This window comes from Luteimonas sp. A611 (assembly GCF_054072715.1).
In genome coordinates, this window is sequence record NZ_JBSVRP010000001.1 from 118,442 (window position 1) to 138,752 (window position 20,311).

At 70.3% G+C, this 20,311-nt stretch carries 10 protein-coding genes; 6 read left to right on the top strand and 4 right to left on the bottom strand.

Features of this window, described 5'->3' with window-relative positions; all coding sequences use genetic code 11:
* The first annotated feature begins 20 nt into the window (after positions 1-20).
* From ACW5EG_RS00575 to ACW5EG_RS00590, 4 genes are all read left to right on the top strand, one after another.
* Positions 21-5,354 carry a DNA repair ATPase gene (locus tag ACW5EG_RS00575; protein WP_457020563.1) on the top strand — a complete coding sequence of 1,778 codons (5,334 nt, stop codon included), beginning with the start codon at positions 21-23 and terminating at the stop codon, positions 5,352-5,354.
* A complete protein-coding gene (locus ACW5EG_RS00580; RefSeq protein ID WP_457016598.1) occupies positions 5,351-6,103 on the top strand; it encodes a hypothetical protein in 753 nt (250 codons plus the stop codon). Before ACW5EG_RS00575 ends, ACW5EG_RS00580 begins: the two co-directional genes overlap by 4 nt.
* A gap of 4 nt (positions 6,104-6,107) precedes the next feature.
* Positions 6,108-7,211 carry a toxic anion resistance protein gene (locus ACW5EG_RS00585; RefSeq protein WP_457016599.1) on the top strand — a complete coding sequence of 368 codons (1,104 nt, stop codon included), beginning with the start codon at positions 6,108-6,110 and terminating at the stop codon, positions 7,209-7,211.
* A gap of 79 nt (positions 7,212-7,290) precedes the next feature.
* Positions 7,291-7,860 (top strand): type 1 glutamine amidotransferase domain-containing protein, encoded by a 570-nt coding sequence (locus ACW5EG_RS00590; protein ID WP_457016600.1) that lies wholly within the window; start codon positions 7,291-7,293, stop codon positions 7,858-7,860.
* A gap of 219 nt (positions 7,861-8,079) precedes the next feature.
* Here ACW5EG_RS00590 and ACW5EG_RS00595 read toward each other — a convergent pair whose 3' ends face one another.
* The 4 genes from ACW5EG_RS00595 to glyQ all read right to left on the bottom strand — a co-directional run bounded on the left by ACW5EG_RS00595 (position 8,080) and on the right by glyQ (position 17,208).
* Positions 8,080-12,009, bottom strand: coding sequence for a translocation/assembly module TamB domain-containing protein (locus ACW5EG_RS00595; protein WP_457020564.1), 3,930 nt, complete (start codon positions 12,007-12,009; stop codon positions 8,080-8,082).
* Between the two features lie 2 nt (positions 12,010-12,011).
* Positions 12,012-13,826 carry an autotransporter assembly complex protein TamA gene (locus ACW5EG_RS00600; RefSeq protein WP_457016604.1) on the bottom strand — a complete coding sequence of 605 codons (1,815 nt, stop codon included), beginning with the start codon at positions 13,824-13,826 and terminating at the stop codon, positions 12,012-12,014.
* Between the two features lie 120 nt (positions 13,827-13,946).
* Entirely contained in the window at positions 13,947-16,187 is a 2,241-nt protein-coding gene (glyS, locus tag ACW5EG_RS00605) for a glycine--tRNA ligase subunit beta (protein ID WP_457018365.1), read from the bottom strand.
* A 121-nt stretch (positions 16,188-16,308) separates the two neighbouring features.
* Positions 16,309-17,208: a glycine--tRNA ligase subunit alpha gene (gene glyQ / locus ACW5EG_RS00610; RefSeq protein WP_457016606.1), complete on the bottom strand. Its 900-nt coding sequence runs from the start codon at positions 17,206-17,208 to the stop codon at positions 16,309-16,311.
* 89 nt (positions 17,209-17,297) lie between these two features.
* Here glyQ and ACW5EG_RS00615 point away from each other — a divergent pair, with 89 nt between their 5' ends.
* Positions 17,298-19,100: a GspE/PulE family protein gene (locus ACW5EG_RS00615; protein ID WP_457016608.1), complete on the top strand. Its 1,803-nt coding sequence runs from the start codon at positions 17,298-17,300 to the stop codon at positions 19,098-19,100.
* Between the two features lie 135 nt (positions 19,101-19,235).
* Positions 19,236-20,153 carry a hypothetical protein gene (locus ACW5EG_RS00620; RefSeq protein ID WP_457016609.1) on the top strand — a complete coding sequence of 306 codons (918 nt, stop codon included), beginning with the start codon at positions 19,236-19,238 and terminating at the stop codon, positions 20,151-20,153.
* Positions 20,154-20,311: the final 158 nt, after the last annotated feature.

Consider the following 20,311-nt stretch of genomic DNA (forward strand, 5'->3'; position numbering starts at 1 on the left):
AGGCAGGATGACGACCGGCGATGACCGATCCGAAGCAGGACAACACAGGCACGACTGAAGACGGCGCGGCGTCAGCCACGAGCGCGGTCGACCAGGCCGTCGCCCGGGGCGGCGCCTACGAGGTGCTGCGGCGTCGCCTGGTCGAGCAGGGCGTGCGCCTGCGCGGCATGGCCGAAGGCCTCAACGCGCGCCGGCTGCAGGAGTTCGGCGACAGCCGGCTCGAAGTCGCCGGCCGCTTCCGCGTGCGCACCGAGCACAACTGCGTCGGCCGCGACATCGTCCAGGTTGGCGACGACCTGCTGCTGTTCGGCTACAACGTCTTTCTCGGGCTGAAGACCCAGACCCGGGCCGAGGACGTGTTCGGCCTGTACCGCCTGTTCGAGGGGCCGGACGGCTATGACGTCACCCCGGTGGATCCGAAGGACAGTTTCCTGGCGCAGCCGGGCTTCGTCCACGACTTCACCGAGCTCTACGCCTACTACCGCCACGCACGCCTGCTGCAGCTGATCAAGCGCGACGGCAAGCTGCTGGCCGCCTTCCAGATCGGCGAGCGCAGCAGCGATGTGCGCGTGTTCCGCTGGGCGATCGGCAGCGACGGCACGTTGAAGTGGATCGACTCGCGCGGCGAACGCGACATCGCGCTGCCGCCGCCGTTCGACTTCGAGTGGGCCCGCGCCACCCGCGACCTGATGGTCGCCGGCCGCCACCCGCACCTGAACATCCTCGACACGCTGTTCGTCGAGACCACCGGCGGTGACCTGACCATCAAGGTCGAGAACAACACCGGGACCGGCCAGGGCGTGTACAGCGAACCGGTGGAGGACGCCACCCAGTCGCTGGACGATGCCACCATCGACTACGCCATGGTCGGGTCGCTGGTGCTGCTGAAGGTCCTGCCCTACCGCGAGCAGCAGTGGCGCGGGCTGATCTACAACACGATCACCGGCGCGGTGGTGCGCAACGACGCCATCGTCCAGGCCTGCGTGCAGCTGCCAGAAGACCACGGCATCATCTTTCCCGGCGGCTATTACCTGCAAAACGGCGAGCACAAGGCCTTCGACGCCGCCATGCAGGGCATGCAGTACAAGCGCACGCTGCGCTCGCCCAACGGCGAGGACGTGCTGTACGTGTTCTACGAGCGCGAGGCCGGGCGCTCGGCGCTGTTCGTCTACAACACCATCCGCCGCGAGCTGCAGAACCCGCTGTTCGGCCACGGCTACGCCTTCCTGCAGGACGGGCGCATGGTGCTGTTCCATGCCGAGGGCGACGCGCCCACCCGCATCCATCCGATGCAGGTCTGGCAGACGCCGTTCACCAGCGACGAGTTCGCCGCGCGCACGCCGACCGGCACCGGCTTCATGGGCCGGATCGGCAACGCCGCCCTGGTGCGCGGCATCTCCGATCTGCTCGAGCTGGGCCGCGGCATCGACAGCGCGCAGGTCTCGGCGCAGCGCTACCAGCTGCTGGTGCACGGTACCCGGCGCATGTTCGACGCGCACCACTGGCTCGACGATGGCAACTGCGGCGGCGTGGCCTCGCTGCTGCACGAGATCAGCGCCACCGGCGAGTCGGTGCTCGACGAGTACGAGAAGGTCGAGGACATCCGTCGCCAGTCCGATGCGGCCATGGCCAGCGCCACTGCGGCGCACCGCGCGCTGCTGGCGAAGCTGCAGCCGGACAACTGGACCGTGATCGACGAGTTCGTCGATGCACTGGGCGAGATCTCGCGCCAGCGCGGGCACCTGCTCACCATCCGCGACTACCGCTACATCGACACCGCCGCGATCGACGCGATGGGCCAGGCGCTGCAACTGGCGCAGGAGCAGGTCGGCGCGGCCACCGGCGAGTTCCTCGGCGGCGACAAGGCGCTGGCGCCGCTGCACGAGCGCCTGCAGCAGCTGGACGCGGTCGCGCAGCAGGCCGACACGGCGCGCGTACTGGCCGAGCAGCTTTCCGCCATGCAGGCGATGTCGGCCGAGCTGGACATGCTGTCGGAGCTGATGGCCAGCCTGAAGGTCGACGACGCGACGCAGCGCACGCGCGTGGTCGAGGCGATCTCGGCGCTGTATGCGCGCCTGAACCAGGCCCGCGCGCGCGCCGACCAGAAGCGGCGCAGCCTCGGCTCGGCCGAGGCTGTCGCCCAGTTCGGCGCGCAGTTCGCGCTGTTCGGCCAGTCGATCGCCAGCGCGCTGGGCCTGGCCACCGATCCCGAGCGCGCCGACGAGCAGCTGTCGCGGCTGATGGTGCAGCTGGAGGAGCTGGAGAGCCAGTTCGGCGAGCACGAGCAGTTCCTCGGCGACATCCTGGCCAAGCGCGAGGAGCTGCTCGACACCTTCGATGCGCACCGCCAGGCGCTGCTCGACGAGCGCCAGCGCAAGGCGCAGTCGGTGTTCGACGCCGCCGCACGCATCCTCGACGGCCTGGTGCGGCGCACCGAGCGCCTCGGCACGCTCGACGAACTCAACGCCTTCTTCGCCGGCGATCCGCTGATCCTCAAGCTGCGCGAGCTGGCCGGGCGCCTGCGCGAGCATCGAGACAGCGTCAAGGCCGACGACATCGAGGCGCGCCTGAAGGGCGTGCGCGACCAGGCGGTGCGCAGCCTGCGCGACCGCAGCGACCTGTTCGAGGACGGCGGCCAAGTCATCCGCCTCGGCCCGCGCCACCGCTTCAGCGTCAACACCCAGCCACTGGACCTGACCATCCTGCCGCGCGGCGACGGCCTGGCCGTGCACTTGACCGGTACCGACTACTACGAAGCCATCCACGATCCGGAGCTCGAGGCGCTGCGCGACTGGTGGCAGGTCTCGCTGGACTCCGAATCCCCCGAGCTGTATCGCGGCGAGTACCTGGCCGGGCTGATCCTCGATGCCGCCGTGCACGGCCGCGAGGGCCTGGACCTGGCTGCGCTGGAGCACGCGCTGGCCGACCCGGCCGCGCTGGAGCGGCTGGTGCGCGATTTTGCCGCGCCGCGCTACCGCGAGGGCTACGAGAAGGGCATCCACGACCACGACGCCGCGCGCCTGTTGCAGGCGCTGGTGCCGCTGTACCAGGGCGCGGGCGCGCTGGTGCATGCGCCGGCCGCGCGCGCGCTGGCGCTGATGTTCTGGGCGCAACACCAGCTTCGCGAGGACGTGCAGCCGTGGCCGGAACGCGCGATCGGCGCGGAAGCGGTGCGGCGGCTGTTCGCCACGCGCGATGGCATCGATGCGCTCCGCGCCGAGATGGCGGGCGCGCTGTCGGAGTTCGTCGCCGAGGGGCGGCTGCCGTTCGACGCCAGCGGCGCGCAGCCGGCCGCCGACTACCTGTTCGCCGAACTGCGCGAGGGCGAGCCGACCTTCGGCTTCAGCCACTACGCGCGCGAGCTGCTCGACGCGCTTGACGCGCAGCTGCAGTCGGCCGGCATGGTCGACAGCTTCGAGCGCTCGCTGCGGCAGTGCACGTCGCCGGCCGCGCAGTGGTCGCTGCTCGCGCAGTGGCTGCAGGCGATGGTGCGCGACCCGCGCCATGCCGCGCTGGCCGGCTACGTGCCCGAGGCGGTTGCGCTGCGCCTGGTCGCGCGCGAGCTGCGCCACCGCAGCGTCGAGGCCACCCTGGTGGCGCAGGTGGACGGCCTGCTCGGCGAGCATCCGCGCATCGGGGGCGGCCAGCTCACGATCCCCGTCGATGATTTCCTGGCCCGTTTCCGCAGCCATCGTGAACGCTTCGTGCCCGGCTTCGAGCGCTACCAGGCGCTGCGCCAGCGCATCGCCGCGCGCGAGCGCGAGGCGCTGCGGCTGTCGGAGTTCCGGGCGCGGCCGCTGAGCTCGTTCGTGCGCAACCGCCTGATCAACGAGGTCTACCTGGCGGTGATCGGCGACAACCTCGCCAAGCAGATGGGCGCGGTGGGCGAGGACAAGCGCAGCGACCTGATGGGCCTGCTGATGATGATTTCGCCGCCCGGCTACGGCAAGACGACGCTGATGGAGTACGTCGCCAGCCGCCTGGGCCTGGTCTTCATGAAGATCAACGGCCCCGCGCTGGGCCATGAGGTGCGCTCGCTCGACCCGGCGCAGGCGCCCGACGCCACCTCGCGCCAGGAGCTGGACAAGCTCAACCTCGCGCTGGAGATGGGCAACAACACCATGCTGTATGTCGACGACATCCAGCACACCCATCCGGAGTTCCTGCAGAAGTTCATCTCGCTGTGCGACGGCACGCGCCGCATCGAGGGCGTGTGGAAGGGCCGCACGAAGACCTACGACATGCGCGGCAAGAAGTTCTGCGTGGTCATGGCCGGCAATCCGTACACCGAGTCGGGCGAGGTGTTCCGGATCCCGGACATGCTCGCCAACCGCGCCGACATCTACAACCTGGGCGACGTGCTCGGCGGCATGGAGGATGCGTTCAAGCTCAGCTACATCGAGAACAGCCTGACCTCCAGCCCGGTGCTCGCCCCGCTGGCCACGCGCGAGATGGCCGACCTCTATCTGCTCGCCGACAGGGCCGCGGGCAGGGACGTCTCGACCAATGCGCTCAGCCATGCCTACAGCGGCGCCGAGGTCAACGAGATCGTCGCCACCCTGCAGAAGATGATGCAGGTGCGCGACGTGGTGTACCGCGTCAACCAGCAGTACATCGCCAGCGCCGCGCAAGCCGACCGCTACCGCACCGAGCCGTCGTTCCGGCTGCAGGGCAGCTATCGCAACATGAACAAGCTGGCCGAGAAGATCTCGCCGGTGATGAACGTCGCCGAGCTGCAGCAGCTGATCGCCGACCACTATCTGGGCGAGGCGCAGCTGCTGACCACCGGCGCCGAGGAGAACCTGCTCAAGCTGGCCGAGCTGCGCGCCACGATGGACGAGACGCAGGCGGCGCGCTGGGCGCAGATCAAGCGCGATTTCCTGCGCAACAAGGCGATGGGCGGCGAGGACGCCGACACCGGCGCGCGCGTGGTCGCGCAGCTGACCGACATCGCCGAAGGCCTGGCCGCGCTGCGCACGGAAGCCGCGCCGGTGCAGGGCGCGGCGGACGTGCCCTGGGAGCGCCTGCTGGCCTCGCTGCAGGAGAGTGTGGCCACGCGACGCGACGATGGCGATGGCGCGGCGCAGTGGCTGCAGTCGCTGCCCGAGGCGATGCGCGGTGCCTTCGATCCGGTGCTCTCGCACCTCGCGCAGGGCCAGGAGCGGCAGGCGCAGCTCAACTCGGCGCTGGTGCAGATCCTCGACCTGCTGCGCACCAAACTGGCCGAAGCGCCTGCGGCGCAGGGGCAGGCGGGCGGGCGCCGTTCGCGCGCGCCCACCGCACAGGAAATCGAGCTGGACGAGCTGCTGCGACAGCTGCGTTTCCGCGCCGACGAGAAGCCGGGCAAGCCGTGAGCGCGGGCCCGGCGCCGGTCGACCTGGACGATGTGCTGGCCGTGGTCGGCTACGGTGCGGACGCGCTGGACGTGGCGCTGGAGTCGCGCCTGGCCGACGCACTGGACCACGCGCCCGCGGCCGCGCTCGTATCCCGGCTCGACGATCTGAGGCGCGCGCTGCAGGCCGGCAGCCCGCGCGCGGCGCGGCACGGCACCGGCCTGCTGGGGCGCCTGCTGGGGCGCGACGTGCAGGCCGAAGCCGAGGCGCTGCAACTGCGCGAACGACTGGGTGTGCTGCTGGCGCGGGCCGACACCGACGCCGACGACCTGCGCGCCCGCAGCGCCGTGCAGCAGGCGCTGATGGACGAGGTCGCCCGCTCGATCGAAGCCATCGATGCGCGCACCGGGCAGGCCCGCGCCTGGCTCGACGCACACCCTGATGCCGGCGCCGTGCCGGGCATCGTCGCCTCGCCGCGCGAGCGCCTGCTGCAGCGCCTGGCCCAGCTCGACACCGTGCGCGCGTCGTGGACCACCGGCGTCGCCCAACTGGCCCTGCTGCGCGACCAGTCGCTCGACCTGCTGGCTCGCTACCAGCGCATCCGCGACGTGCTGCTGCCGGTCTGGCGCCAGCACGCCCTGGGCGAAGCGGCGCAGGCCGGCGGCGCGCGCGCCGCAGACGCCGCGCGCGCCCACGCGACCATCGAGGCGGAAGTCGCCGCGATGGCCGGTACACTCGATCCCAGACACGCACCGCAGGCACCGGAGTAGACGCATGACCCAGGACACCACCGGCGGCAGCGCCCTCGTTCCCGCTTCCGACGTGCTCGACGACCAGGCGCTCAGGTCGCTGGGGCTGGTCGAAGCCGACCGCGGCGCGATCGCCGAGGTCGGCCGCGCGCTGCAGGACATCACCCCGGGCAACCTGCATGTGTTCGGCCGCGATGCCGCCGGCAAGACCGCGGCGTTCTCCAGCCAGCTGCTCGACCAGGTGCGCAACCGCGACCTCGACGCCGCAGGCGACAAGCTCGGCGAGGTCGTGCGGATTGCGCGCTCGCTCAACCTCGACCGTTTTGCCGGCCGCTCGAAGCTGCCGGTGATCGGTGGCCTGATCGACCGCATGCGCGCGTCGAAGGGCGAGCTGGTGCAGAAGTTCAGCGACACCAACCAGCAGATCGAACAGCTGCTGCAGGACGTGGCGCGCCAGCAGGGCACGCAGGGCCAGCGCGTGGGCGAGTTCGACCGCATGTACGACATCGTGCTCGACGAGCGCCGCGCGCTCGGCCTGCACGTGGCTGCGGGCAGGCAGCGCCTGGCCGAGCTGGCGGGCGAGCAGCAGGCGCTGGCCGGCCTGGAGGATCCGGATTCGCGCACCCGCCGCTCCGAGATCGAGAACGCGATGCGCCTGCTCGACAAGCGCGTCGGCGACCTGGCGGTGATGCAGCACGCGGCCGACCAGTCGCTGCCGATGATCCGCATCATCCAGGCCAACGCGATCCAGCTGATCGAGAAGTTCAACGCGGTGCGCAACATCACCATCCCCTCGTGGAAGCGCCAGTTCGCGATCCAGCTTTCGCTGAGCGAGCAGAAGAACGCGGTCGAGCTGTCCAACGCGATCGACGATGCCACCAACGAGATCATGCGCAGGAACGCCGAGCTGATGCGCCAGACCTCGGTGGAGACCGCCAAGGCCAACCAGCGCGCGGTGATCGACGTGGCCACCCTGCGCCACGTGCACGAGCAGCTGATCCAGACGGTGGAGGAAGTGCGCGAGATCCACCGCGAAGGCATGCAGCAGCGCCGCCAGGCCGAAACCGAACTGGCCCAGCTGCGCGAGGACGTACAGCAGCGCCTCGCTGCACCTGTGCAGGGGCATTGACGCCACCCGGACGTTTCCTTCGCGGTGCGTAAGCGCTCCGGCCGCTAGCGTGAGGTTCCTTCCCCACAGGAGTCTCCCCATGAGCCATCTCACCGGAAAGCGCGTCGCCATCCTCGCCACCGACGGCTTCGAGCAGTCTGAACTGCTCGAGCCGCTGCGCGCGCTGAAGGAACACAAGGCCGAGGTCGACATCGTCTCGCCCAAGGGTGGGCAGGTGCAGGGTTTCAAGCATTTCGACAAGGGCGAGCAGGTGCCGGTCGATGTCGAGCTGGCGCAGGCCGATGCCGGGCGCTACGACGCGCTCGTGATCCCCGGCGGCCTGTTCAACCCCGATGCGCTGCGCGTCGACGAGCAGGCGCTGGCTTTCACCCGCGCATTCTTCGAGGCCGGCAAGCCGGTCGCGGCCATCTGCCATGGCCCCTGGGTGCTGGTGAATGCCGAAGTACTCGAGGGCCGCACCGTGACCTCGGTGCCCAACATCCGCCGGGACCTGGAAAACGCCGGCGCCAAATGGGTCGACGAGGAGGTCGTGGTCGACCAGGGGCTGATCACCAGCCGCACGCCCGACGACCTGCCGGCCTTCTGCGCCAAGCTGGTCGAGGAGATCGGCGAGGGCCGGCACGCGGGGCAGAAGCGCTCCGTAGCCTGAGTGCGTGACGCGGGCGCCGTTCTCCGGATCGGCGCTTTCGGATCCGCGCAGACGCACGTCTTCAAGGCGCGCCCGCAGTCAATGACATTGTCATCTCGAGCGCAGCGAGAGATCTGGCGCCCGAGGCGTCGGATCCGGGATCTCTCGACTGCGCTCGAGATGACAAGGTGAAAGGATCCGCGGATGGATCAACCTCCGCCAGGCGCCAGGGCAGGCCCCTCAATCGGCCTCGAGCCGGTAGTTGATCGAGCCGCGGTTTTCCATCGTGCTCGATTCGATCTCGATGTCGAAACCCCCCCGCAGCAGGTACTTCAGCGTCAGCACCTGGCCGGTGCCCAGTAGCGACACGCCGAAGCCGACGTACAGCCGCGGCGAGAGCTGCTTGCCGATGCCCAGCACGCTGCCGCCCAGCGCGCGTGATTCGGACACGCCGGCATCGTCCAGGCCCAGGCGCGCGCCGAGCTGTGCGGCGAGCATGCTGCCGCCGGCGGTGAGCGCGGCCGAGGCGGCGTCGAGCTGGCGCCCTTCGGCCCGGGAGAGGTTGGACAGCGGCCGCCCCAGCGCCAGGTAGGACAGAGCCTGCGAGTTGTCGCTGGCCGGGTCGGTCCAGATCTCCGCCTGGGGCGCGGAGGCGCGGCCGGTGACGCTGATCCCCGCGGTGACGTTGTGCGCCTCGATCCGGCGTTCGGCGCGGATATCCAGCAGCGGATCGGAGACAGGTCCGATGAAGGTCAACCGTCCGCGCGTGATCTGCAGCTCCTGTCCGTAAGCGCTGTAGCTGCCGCCGATCTCGAGCGTGCCGCTGCCGGTCATCTCGCGGCCGGGCGCTGCGCGCACGCGCATGCTGCCACCGAGAGTGCCCTCGAGGCCGAAGCCGCGCAGCAGCACGTCCTCGCCCATCGCCAGGGTCAGGTCGAGCAGCAGCGGCGTGGACTGGCCGGCCTCGGGGTCGACCGGATCGAGCACCACCACGTCCGGCGAGGCCGACACGCCACCGTCGAGGCGCTCCAGGTCGATCAGCGCGCTGGGCACGGTCACCGTGCCCGACACCGACAGCGGCTGGCCGGCCGTGTAGCGCACTTCGATATCGGGATTGGCGACGATGCGCAGGTCGCGGGTATTGGAGACCACGACGTCCTCGCCGGTCAGGCGCAGCAGCAGCGGGGCGCTGCTGTCGCGCCAGTTCAGGCTGCCGTCGATATCGAGCGTGCCGCCGCTGGAGGCCACGCTGCCGCTGATGCGTGCGCTGCCGTCCTCCTGCGCCTGCAGCGTCACTTCGCCCGACTCGAGCAGGATGCCCAGCGCCGGCAGTTCCGTGCTGAAGCCGCTCAGCCGTGCCTGCCCGCCCAGCGCGGGCTGTGAACGGCGTCCGCCCAACTGCAGGTTCGCGGTCAGCCGGCCGGTGGGCTCGACGATGTCGGGCGAGAACAGCTCCAGCCAGGTCAGCTCGTCGGTGTCGGCGCTGATCTCGCCCGAGAGCGGCGAGGCCGCGTCCCAGCCGGTGGCGATCCGCGCACGGATGTGGCCGTCGTCATTGAAGGTGGTGGTCAGCGTCGCCTCGATCCGGGCGGGGCTGAAGTCGGCCTGCAGGTGCAGGTCGCGATAGCCGAGCAGGTCGTTGCGCGAGCGCTCGCTGTTGCGCAGGCCGCCCTGGGCCGAGCGCAGGTCCAGCTGTCCCGCCCAGGCGCTTCCGGCCGGCCGCAGCTGTCCATCGAAATCGACCTCGCCACGCAGCGTCCACGGCCGCCCGCCGTCGCGTTCGGGCAGCCAGGGCGACACCAGTGCCAGCGGCAGCTGGGTGCCCGCCACCGACAGCCCGGTGCGCGGCCAGTCGGCTTGCGCGCACAGTGCGCCGCCGCCCGCGGCATCCAGGCAGGATCGCGACAGGGTCCAACTGCTACCGCGCTGCGCCCAGCGCGCCGGCGCCTGCAGCCGCCAAGCCGCGCCGCGCGTGGGCACCAGGCGCAGGGCGGCCAGTTCGCCGCTCCAGCCCTGGCCGCCACGGCGCGCGCTGCCCTGCAGGGCCAGCGATCCCAGCGCCTCGCTGCGCGCCTGCGCATCGAGCTGCAGGTTCTCGACTGGGCCGCGCGCGTCGATGCGCACATGGTCGAGCGCAACGCCGGCGTTGAGCCCGCTGCCCTCGACCACGAGCTGTCCCCTGCCGCGCGACCACGGCAGCCGCCCCTGCACGCGCAGCGACGAGGCGGCGTAGTCGCCCCAGCGCAGGCCCGTGCCTTGCAGATTGGCCTCCACGTCCGGCGCGGTGCGGGTGCCCTGCGCCTGCAGCGTGCCGCGCAGGCTGCCGGCGGCGTCGGGCAGCAGGTCGGCCAGGTCCAGCGGCGCCAGCCGCGCGTCGAGCAGCAGGCGGTCGGTGAGCGAGCCGCTTGCATCGATGCGGCTGCCGCCGATGCGCAGGTCGGCCGCGCCCTCGTAGTCGCTGCGCGTCTGTCCCGTGGCCGGGCCGCGCATCGCGAACGAGGCCGTGCCGTCGATGCGGCGCCCGCGCAGGCTGCCGCTCAGCTCGCTGGCCTGGACGTCCAGATCGAGCCCGCCGTCGTCGCGGGTGCTGCCGCGGCTCGACAGCTGGCCGTCGACTGCGCCATTCCATGCCGGCGCGAAATAGCCCGGGTCGAAGCCGGCCAGCGTCGCCTCCAGCTCCCAGTGCAGCGCGGGCGACCAACCGACCTCGCCGGTGGCATCCAGCCGCCCACCGGGCATGGTGGCGCGCAGTGCCTGCAGGCGCAGCGTCTCCAGATCGCCACGGCCATCGATCTCGAGCTGCGCACGCAGCGCCTCGCGCTCGACCGTGGCATTGCCGATCACCGCCCAGGCGCGACTGCTGCCGGCGATGCCGAAGTCGGCGTCGATCCCGATCACCGGCGCGGGATCGGCCGGCTGCGCATCGACCGCCTGCGGGTCGCCACCGAACCGCAGCCCGCGCGCGTTGACCGCGAAGCGGAAGTCCGCCGCGCGCGGCTCGCTGAAATCGCCGCGGCCGCGCGCGGTGATGCGCCCGTCGAACACGTCCAGCACCAGTGGCTGCAGTTCCAGCACCTTGTCCTCGAGCCTGAGCTTCGAAGGCTGCAGCACCGCCTGCAGCGTGCCGCGGCGCAACTGGCCCTGCACGTCGGCCGCGCCGCCGCGGCCGTCGGCGGTCAGCGAGAACGACAGCGGCTCGCCGGCCTCGCCGCCGGCAAGCAGGGCAGGATCGAGCGCGTCCGAGTCCGCGCGCAGGCTCCAGTTGTCGCCGCGCAGCGTCAGCGCCACGCGCACCGGATCCGGCGCGTGACCAACGAGGGCGACGTCCATGTGGTCGAGATCGCCGCGGGCCACCAGGCCGATGCGCGGGCGCGGACGTGGGAACGCGGCGGGCAGCAGGGCGCTGGCGGTGAGGTCGGCGCGGTAGTGGTCGCCAGGCGCGTAAACGCCGTGCGCGGTGAAGCGGCCGCGGTCGCTGTCGGCGACCAGGGCGGCGATGCGCAGCTCGCCCTGGCGCGCGTCGAGTCCGCCGCGGATGGTCGCGACGTTCACCAGCGCCTGGCCTGCGCGGGTCACGCGCAGTCCGTCGACGCGGATGGTGTCGGCCTGCAGCGACAGCGGCAGGTCGATGCGGGGCAGCACCTCCGGCCAGGTCGGCAGCTCGAAGGGCGTGTCGGCCGGTTCGGGCAAGTCGAGCGCGGCGCCCTCCACGTCCATCGCATCCAGGCGCAGGCGCCGGCCGATCAGCGGCGTGATCGCCGGATCCAGCACGATGCGCTGTGCGGTGAAGGTCAGCACCGTTGGCCGCGGGCACTGGCCGTAGGGCATGGGTTCGCCATCGACGTCGGGGCAGCCGCGCTGCACATAGCGCACGTCGTGCAGGGTCAGCGGGCCGGAGGCCGGGCCTTCGGCGCTGCCCCAGGTCAGCTCGCTGCCCGCCGGCAGCGCGGCGACGATGCGCGCCAGCAGGAAATCGCGGCCGCCAAAGGTCGACAGCAGCCAGTACAGCAGTACGCCGGCCGCCAGCACCAGGCCCATCGTGACCAGCGCGCTGCGGATCGCGAGCACGCGCAGGCGCCGGCGCCTGCGCTCGCGCAGTTCGGCGATGCGCTGTTCGCGCTCTTCGGGGGTGAGGTCAGCGGGCAGCCGCGCGCGGCGTCGAAAGGCCATCGTCAGAATTCCGCGCCGATGCTCAGGCCGATCGTGAACGGCGAGTCCGGATCGTCCAGCCCGCGCGCGATATCGATCTTGACCGGGCCCACCGGCGAGCGCCAGCGTGCGCCGATGCCCACGCCGGTATGCCAGTCTGGCGAACTGCTGTCGAAGGCGCTGCCGCTGTCGACGAACACCGCCGCGCCCCAGTTGCCGAAGAAATAGTGCTCGTACTCCGCGCTGGCGGTGACCACGTTGCGCGCGCCGGTGGCGAGGTAGCCGATCTCGCGCAGCCCGCCGTCCTCGTCTTCTTCATAGCGGGTCAGCCGCGGGCCCACTTCGCGCCATTCGTAGCCGCGGATGCTGCGATCGCCGCCGGCGTAGAAGCGCAGGCTTGGCGGCATGTCGACCAGGGCGCTGGTCCAGGTGTAGCCAGCCTCGGCGCGCAGGATCAGGCGCCCGTTGCTGCCCACGCCCTTGAAGGTGCTGGCGCGCGCATGCAGCTGGGCGAAGCTCGCGTCCGAACCCGCACCCTCGACGCCGCTGCGCAGGGTCAGCGAGCCACCCACGCCGCTGGTCGGGAAGATGCGGTCGTCGACGTTGACGTATTCGGCGCGCACCGAGGGATAGGAGAAGGTGGCATAGCGGTACGCCAGCGGAGTCGTGGGATCGTCGTCGTCCTCGGTCGAATAAGCCCAGCGCTCGCGCAGCACGTGCAGCGAGGCCACCAGGTTCACCTGCGGGCTGTACTGGCCGCTGCGGCTGCCCACCAGTTCGATCCGGCGCGTGTCGATGTAGTCGGTCTGCTCGTCGTTGCCTTGCGCGCTGATGGTGTACCAGCCGTCGCGCCAGGTGAACGCGGGGATGCGGTACTGCAGGGTCAGGGTCTTGCGCTTCTGCGCATAGTCCAGCTGCGCCAGCGCCTTGTGCCCGCGGGTGTTGACGTAGCGGCGCTCCGCACCCAGGCGCACGCCGGCGCCGCTGTCGGTGCCGTAGCTCAGGCCGGCGGTGTAGATGTTGCGCTTGGCCGGCGTGAGCCTGACCGTCACCGGCACGCGGCCATCGACGGCCTGCTCGGGATCGGGCGTGATCTCGATATCGCCGAAGTAGTCCAGCCGCGCCAGCGAGGTGCGCAGGCGGTCGATGCGGCCCTGGTGGTAGTAGTCGCCCTCGTCCCAGTAAACCAGGTTCTCGAGCAGTTCGTCGCCGATGATCCGCCGGGTCTGCTCGAACACCGTCGGACCCATGTCGTAGCGGATGCCGCTGGTCCAGACCAGCTCGATGTCGGCGGCATTCTCGGCGCGCGTCACCTCGACCCGGCGCGAGGCGAAATCGGCGTCGAAGTAGCCGCGTTCGGTCAGCCGGCGGCTGATGCGGATCTTGCTGGCTTCGTAGTCGGGGTGGTTGAAGATCGCGCCTGGCGAAGGAATGAAGCCATCGATGTCGGACTGCAGGTAGCGGTCCTGGCCGCCTACGCCGATGATCGCGATATCGGAATTGCGCACGCGCACCGGCTCGCCGGCGTCGACGCGGATCGTCACGGACACGCTGCCGTTCGCGCGGCCGCGCTCGACCTCGATGGTCGGCGAGTAGAAGCCGAACGGCTCCAGCGCCTCGCGCGTCTCGTCCTCGGCCGTGCGCACCAGGTAGCCCATGCGGCGCCCGCTGACCTCCTGCCCGGCCGCGTCGACCAGCGACAGCGACACGCGCACGTTGTTGGCCATCTCCTCGTCCAGACCGAGGATCTTCACCTCGCCCACGGTCACCGCCTGGGCGGTGCCGAGCGACAGGAACAAAAGCACGGCAATGGCGGCAGCGCGGCGGGGGAGTCGCATCGGGGGAGGATACCGAAGGGATGTCGACGGACGATTAACGGGACGGGGGCTGAAGGCTTGCGGCTGGGGCGATGCGCCCTGCGGGGGCAAGCCGCAGCGACGTTCTGCGGGCTGGCCGCCTCAGGCCGACAGATGCTCGATCGCCGCCACGCTGCCCAGCCGCGCCGACAGCCGCTTGAGCAGGGCCAGGCGATTGCGGCGCAGCTCGTCGTCGTCGACGTTCACCATCACCCCGTCGAAGAACGCGTCCACCTGCGGGCGTAGCTGCGCGAGGCGTCCGAGCACGGCCACGTAATCGCCCTGCGCGAGCGCGGCATCGGTCTCCGCATATGCGGCCTCGACCGCATCGGCCAGCGCCACTTCGGCCGGCTCGCGCAGCAGCGCCCTGTTCTCTGCTGGGGGAATCGCTTCCTCCACCTTGCGCAGGATGTTGTTGATGCGCTTGTTGGCCGCGGCCAGCGCCTCGGCCTCGGGCAATGTTGCGAAGCTGCCGATTGCCGCGATGCGGCGGTCGAAGTCGATCAGCGAGACGGGCCTGTGCTCGGCCACCGCATTGAAGTGGTGCACTGGCACGCCCTTGTCGGCGTAGTAGCCCTTCAGACGATCGAAGGTGAAGCTCCAAAGGTCAGCTACCAAGCTTTGGACAAGCTGGTTGCCGCTCTCCTCATTGAGGTGCAGCTGTCGAATGTCTTCGTCAATCTCGTCGATCACGGCCTGCTTGTTGGCGAGACTAGCCCGGCTGGCCTTCTCCAACTGAAGTATGAGCTCGTCGTTTCGAGAGGAAATCAGAACTCTCTCGAACGGTTCCGAAGCTAAGCTGATGAGTCCATCGAAACTCATCTCAATCTCGCCCTCGACAATTGTCCTCGCCAGCCCCAGCGCATTACGCCGCAGCGCAAACGGATCCTTGTTGCCAGTGGGCTTGAGCCCCGCGGCAAATCCACCCGCCAGCGTGTCCAGCCGCTCCGCGATCGCCAGTACCCGGCCCAGATTCGATGGCGCGATATCGTCCGCGGCAAAACGCGGCTGCCAGGCTTCATCGATGGCATCGGCGACGGCCACGCGGTCGGCGTGTGGCAGGTCGGCGAGCGCCGCGTCCTGCATCGCGTAGTGACGGCCGGCAATGCCCTGCAGTTCCGGGAACTCGTTGACCAGGCGCGACTGCAGGTCGGCCTTGGACAGCTCCGCCGCGCGCCGGGCCAGCGTCGTGTCCACGCCCACCTGCGGCGCGATCGCCTCGGCCAGCGCCGCCACCCGCGTCACCTTGTCGGCGACCGAACCCAGCTTTGCCTGGTAGGTGACGCTCGCAAGGCCCGAGTTCATCGAGGCCAGCCCCTGCTTCATGTCCTCCACGAAGAAGAAGCGCGCGTCGGCAAAGCGCGGCCGGATCACGCGCTCGTAGCCCTTGCGGATCTCAGAATCGTCTTCGGGATCGATGTTGGCCACGCCGATGAAGTGCGGGCCCAGGCGGCCCTCCGCGTCGAGCACCGGGAAGAACTTCTGGTTGGCCTCCATCGTCGCGACCAGCGCCTCCTGCGGCACCGCGAGGTATTCCTCCTCGAACGTGCACGACACCGCGCGCGGCCACTCGACCAGGCACGCGACCTCGGCCAGGTTGCCGGCCTCGATGCGGGCCACGCCGCCCACGGCCTGCGCGGCCGCTTCAACCTGCTCGACGATGCTCCTGCGACGCTCCTCGGCGTCGACCAGCACCTTCGCGCCGCGCAGCGCGTCGACATAGTCGCCGGGCGTCGCGATCCATACGGGCCGCTCGTGCATGAAGCGGTGGCCGCGGCTGAAGCGGTCGGCGCGCACGCCGAACACCTCGGCCTCGACCACGTCGCCACCCAGCAGCAAGACCAGCCAGTGCACCGGCCGCGCGAACGCGTAGGCGTGGTCGCCCCAGCGCATCGGCTTGGGGATCGGCATGGCGGCGATGGCCTCGTGCAACACCTCGGGCAGCAGTTCGTGGGTCTTCGCGCCCGGCTTCACCGAACGCAGCACGAAGCGCTCGCCCTTGGCGTCGCTGGCGCGCTCGAGCTGGGACCAGTCCACGCCGGCCTTGGCGGCGAAACCCTGCAACGCCTTCGTCGGCTGGCCGTCGGCGTCGAGCGCGATGTTGAGGTAGGGGCCGAACACTTCGGAGGCCTGCTGCGGCTGCTCGACCGCCACGCCCGGCAGCAGCACGGCCAAGCGGCGCGGCGTGTACAGCGGTTTTGCGTTGCCGCGATCGACCGCGATGCCGCGCTTGTCCAGCGCCGCCAGCACGCCGTCGAAGAACGCCTGCGCCAGGCCGGGCAGCGCCTTGACCGGGAGTTCCTCGGTGCCCAGTTCGACGAGAAGTGGCTGTAGATCAGACATCAGGAATCCCATGTTTTGAAGTCCTCCCCTTCAAGGGGAGGATTTAGGTGGGGATGGTGTCGACGCGTCGTCGCAAAACCATCCCCTCCCCAGCCCTCCCCTTGAAGGGGAGGGAGTGGTGTCATGCCGCTACGTTCTTCAAACCGGGAAACCCCAGCTTCTCGCGCTGCTCGAAGTACGCCTGCGCCACCGCCTGCGACAGCCTGCGCACGCGCAGGATGTAGCGCTGGCGCTCGGTGACGCTGATCGCGCGGCGCGCGTCGAGCAGGTTGAAGCTGTGGCTGGCCTTGGTGACCTGGTCGTAGGCCGGCAGCGGCAGTCCGACCTCGACCAGCTTCAGCGCTTCGGCCTCGCAGGCGTCGAAGCGGTGGAACAGTTCGGCCACGTCGGCATGCTCGAAGTTGTAGGCGCTCTGCTCGCGCTCGTTCTGCAGGAACACGTCGCCATAGCTCACCACGCCCTGCGGCCCGCGCGTCCAGACCAGGTCGTAGACGTTGTCGCAGTTCTGCAGGTACATGCACAGCCGCTCGAGGCCGTAGGTGATCTCGCCCAGCACCGGGCGGCATTCGATCCCGCCGGCCTGCTGGAAATAGGTGAACTGGGTGACTTCCATCCCGTTCAACCACACCTCCCAGCCCAGGCCCCAGGCGCCGAGCGTTGGCGATTCCCAGTTGTCCTCGACCAGGCGCAGGTCGTGCAGCAGCGGGTCGATCCCCAGTTCCTTCAGCGAGCCGAAGTACAGCTCGACGATGTTGTCCGGGCTGGGCTTCATCACCACCTGGTACTGGTAGTAGTGCTGCAGGCGATTGGGGTTTTCGCCGTAGCGGCCGTCGGTGGGGCGGCGCGAAGGCTGCACATAGGCCGCGTACCACGGCTCGGGACCCAGCGCGCGCAGGAAGGTGGCCGGATGGAAGGTGCCGGCACCGACCTCGAGGTCGAGCGGCTGGATCAGCACGCAGCCCTGCGCGGCCCAGTAGGCGTTGAGGCGGGTGATCAGTTCCTGGAACGTGGGTCCGGTCATCGGCACGCGTCGATTCGGCGCTTTCGCGGGGCGCGCTAGTATAGCGGCGGACCCTGCAGCACCCGGATTTCCCGGCACCCGGAGTCACGTTGAACGAAGCCCCGCGTCCCGCCCCGACACCCGCGCGCCTGCCGCCCGGCAGGCTGGCACTGGAGCCGGTGATCGCGGGCCTGGTCGCCGACGGCCTGCTCGCGCCGAAGGACGCCGAGCACGCGCGTGCCAGCGCGCGCCACGTGCGTGGGCTGGATGCGGTGCATCCGCTGGTGCTGCTGGCCAACCTCAAGCTGCCCTCGTCGCAGCGCGCGAGCAGCGAGCTGGGGCTGGAAGCGCTGACCGAATGGCTGGCCAGCGCCAGCGGTCGGCGCTACCTGCGCATCGATCCCACCAAGATCGTCGTGGCCGAGGTCACCGAACTCGTCTCGCATGCCTACGCGCGCCGGCACCGCATCCTGCCGGTGGAAGTCACGTCCGACCGCGCCCGCATTGCCACCAGCGAGCCGATGGCGCTGGACTGGCTGCCCGACGTGCAGCGCCTGCTGCGGCGCGAAATCGAGCTTGTGGTGGCCAACCCGCTCGACCTGCACCGCTACACGATGGAGTTCTACGGCGTCACGCGCTCGGTGCGCGGCGCGCACCAGGACGGCGGCGAGAAGGGCAGCCAGGCGCCGAGTTTCGAGCAACTGGTCGAGCTCGGCCGCGCCGGCGACGTCAACGCCGACGACCACCACATCGTCAACATCGTCGACTGGCTGCTGCAGTACGCCTACGAGCAGCGCGCCTCCGACATCCACCTCGAGCCGCGCCGCGACGTGGGCCGGGTGCGCTTCCGCATCGACGGCGTGCTGCACAAGGTGTTCGAGATGCCGCCGCCGGTGATGGTCGCGGTGGTCTCGCGGATCAAGGTGCTCGGGCGCATGGACCTGGCCGAGCGCCGGCGCCCGCAGGACGGCCGCATCAAGACCCGCTCGCCGGGCGGGCGCGAGGTGGAGATGCGCCTGTCGACCATGCCCACCGCCTTCGGCGAGAAGTGCGTGATGCGCATCTTCGACCCGGACACCGCGTTCAAGAGCATCGAGCAGCTCGGCTTCGACCAGGAAGAAGCGGACACCTGGCAGGGCCTGACCAGCCGCCCGCACGGCATCGTGCTGGTCACCGGCCCGACCGGTTCGGGCAAGACCACCACGCTGTATTCGACGCTCAAGCGGCTGGCGACCAGCGACGTCAACGTGTGCACGGTCGAGGACCCGATCGAGATGATCGCGGTCGAACTCAACCAGATGCAGGTGCACCACCAGATCGACCTGACCTTCGCCCAGGGTGTGCGCACCCTGCTGCGGCAGGATCCGGACATCATCATGATCGGCGAGATCCGCGACCTCGACACCGCGCAGATGGCGGTGCAGGCCTCGCTCACCGGCCACCTGGTGCTCTCGACCCTGCACACCAACGACGCGCCCTCGGCGATCACCCGCCTGCTCGACCTCGGCCTGCCGCATTACCTGATCGCCTCGACCCTCAACGGCATCCTCGCCCAGCGCCTGGTGCGCACGCTGTGCCCGCACTGCAAGGCGCCGAGGAAGCTCAGCGCGGAAGCCTGGCACGCGCTGCTGCCCGGGCCGCATCCGCCGCCGGTGCCGGGCACCGCCAACGGCCCGGTCGGCTGCCTGGAATGCCGCAACACCGGCTATCTCGGGCGCGTGGGCATCTACGAGCTGATGCCGGTCACGCCGCTGCTGCGGGCGCTGATCCGCCCGGAGATGGAGCTGGCCACGTTTACCCGGGCCGCGATCGGCGAAGGCCTGCGCACCTTGCGCACGGCCGGGGCGGAGAAGGTCGCGCAGGGGCTGACGACGGTGGAAGAGGTGCTGACGGTGCTGCCGCCAACGGAGTAGGGGCGGGACCGCGCGGCTTGCGGAAGGAAGATTCCACCTGCCCGCCCATCGGCGCGCATCCAGCGCCGCGCAGCCGATGCAGTAGCATTGTCGGCATCCGTGGCGCAGCCACATCGAAGGCGAAGCAGGACAGTCATGTCGACGCGTGCAATGGGGCCGGCCACCGGATGGTCGTGGCTGGCGCGGGCGGTCAATCTGGGCCGCAGCAACCCGAAGGCGGTGATTGGCGCGATCGGGCTGGTGGCGTTGGTGGCAGTGCTGCCGAGCATCCTGCAGATGGTGCTGCAGCCGGCGATGGGCGCGCAGCCCAATGCGCTGCTCACCGTGGCGGCGCTGACCACCTTGGCCTCGCTGATCGTGTTCCCGCTGCTGATCGGCGGCGTGCTGCGCGTGATCGACGCCACCGAGCACGGCCGGCCCGCCATCGCCACCGGCGTATTCGACGCCTTCCGCGGCGGCAACGGCGCAGGGCGCCTGATCGGCTTCGGCCTGCTGATGACCGCGCTCTACCTGCTGGTGTTCGGCACGATCATCGGCAGCTTCGGGCAGGGCCTGCCCGAGTGGTACATGCAGCTGATGCAGCTGACAATGGAATCCGGCGGCAAGCCGGTCCAGCCGGAGGACATCCCGGCCCCGCCTGCGGGCCTGGGCATGGTGATGGCGCTGGGCCTGCTGTTCGGCCTGTTCCTCGGCGGCGCCTACGCGATCGGCTTTGGCCAGGTCGCGCTGGGCGGGCGCGGCGTGCTGGGCGCCGTCGCAGACGGGCTCACCGGCGCATTGAAGAACCTGCTGCCGATCGTGGTGCTGGCGGTGCTGTCGATCATCGCGCTGTTCGCGCTGACCCTGGTGGTGACCCTGCTCGGCGGCGTGCTCGCGCTGGTGGGCGGGCTGGTGCATCCGGCGCTGGCGATACTGCTGGTCGCGCCGGTCTATCTGGGCATGATCCTGCTGATGTACGTGGTCATGTTCGGCGTGATGTACCACATGTGGCGCGACATCTGCGCCGAGCCGGTGGCGCCGCCGCCACTGCCGGACAACCAGGTCGAACTCTGAAGATCCCGCTGCGCTGCGCGCCGCCCGTGGGCTTTCTGCAGGAGCGGCTTCCGCCGCGACCTGGCCTTCCGTAGCAGCGGCTTCAGCCGCGATCCCGGCGGCGCAGGGACGAGGCGGCAGTGATCTTCCAGGATGCGCCGCTGTGGGCCCGGCTCGCG

Bases quoted from the DNA above. Each gene is read 5' to 3' on its own strand.
- ACW5EG_RS00575 (WP_457020563.1), top strand. From the start codon at position 21: ATGACCGATCCGAAGCAGGACAACACAGGCACGACTGAAGACGGCGCG.
- ACW5EG_RS00585 (WP_457016599.1), top strand. From the start codon at position 6,108: ATGACCCAGGACACCACCGGCGGCAGCGCCCTCGTTCCCGCTTCCGAC.
- ACW5EG_RS00590 (WP_457016600.1), top strand. From the start codon at position 7,291: ATGAGCCATCTCACCGGAAAGCGCGTCGCCATCCTCGCCACCGACGGC.
- ACW5EG_RS00595 (WP_457020564.1), bottom strand. From the start codon at position 12,009: ATGGCCTTTCGACGCCGCGCGCGGCTGCCCGCTGACCTCACCCCCGAA.
- ACW5EG_RS00600 (WP_457016604.1), bottom strand. From the start codon at position 13,826: ATGCGACTCCCCCGCCGCGCTGCCGCCATTGCCGTGCTTTTGTTCCTG.
- glyS (WP_457018365.1), bottom strand. From the start codon at position 16,187: ATGTCTGATCTACAGCCACTTCTCGTCGAACTGGGCACCGAGGAACTC.
- glyQ (WP_457016606.1), bottom strand. From the start codon at position 17,208: ATGACCGGACCCACGTTCCAGGAACTGATCACCCGCCTCAACGCCTAC.
- ACW5EG_RS00620 (WP_457016609.1), top strand. From the start codon at position 19,236: ATGTCGACGCGTGCAATGGGGCCGGCCACCGGATGGTCGTGGCTGGCG.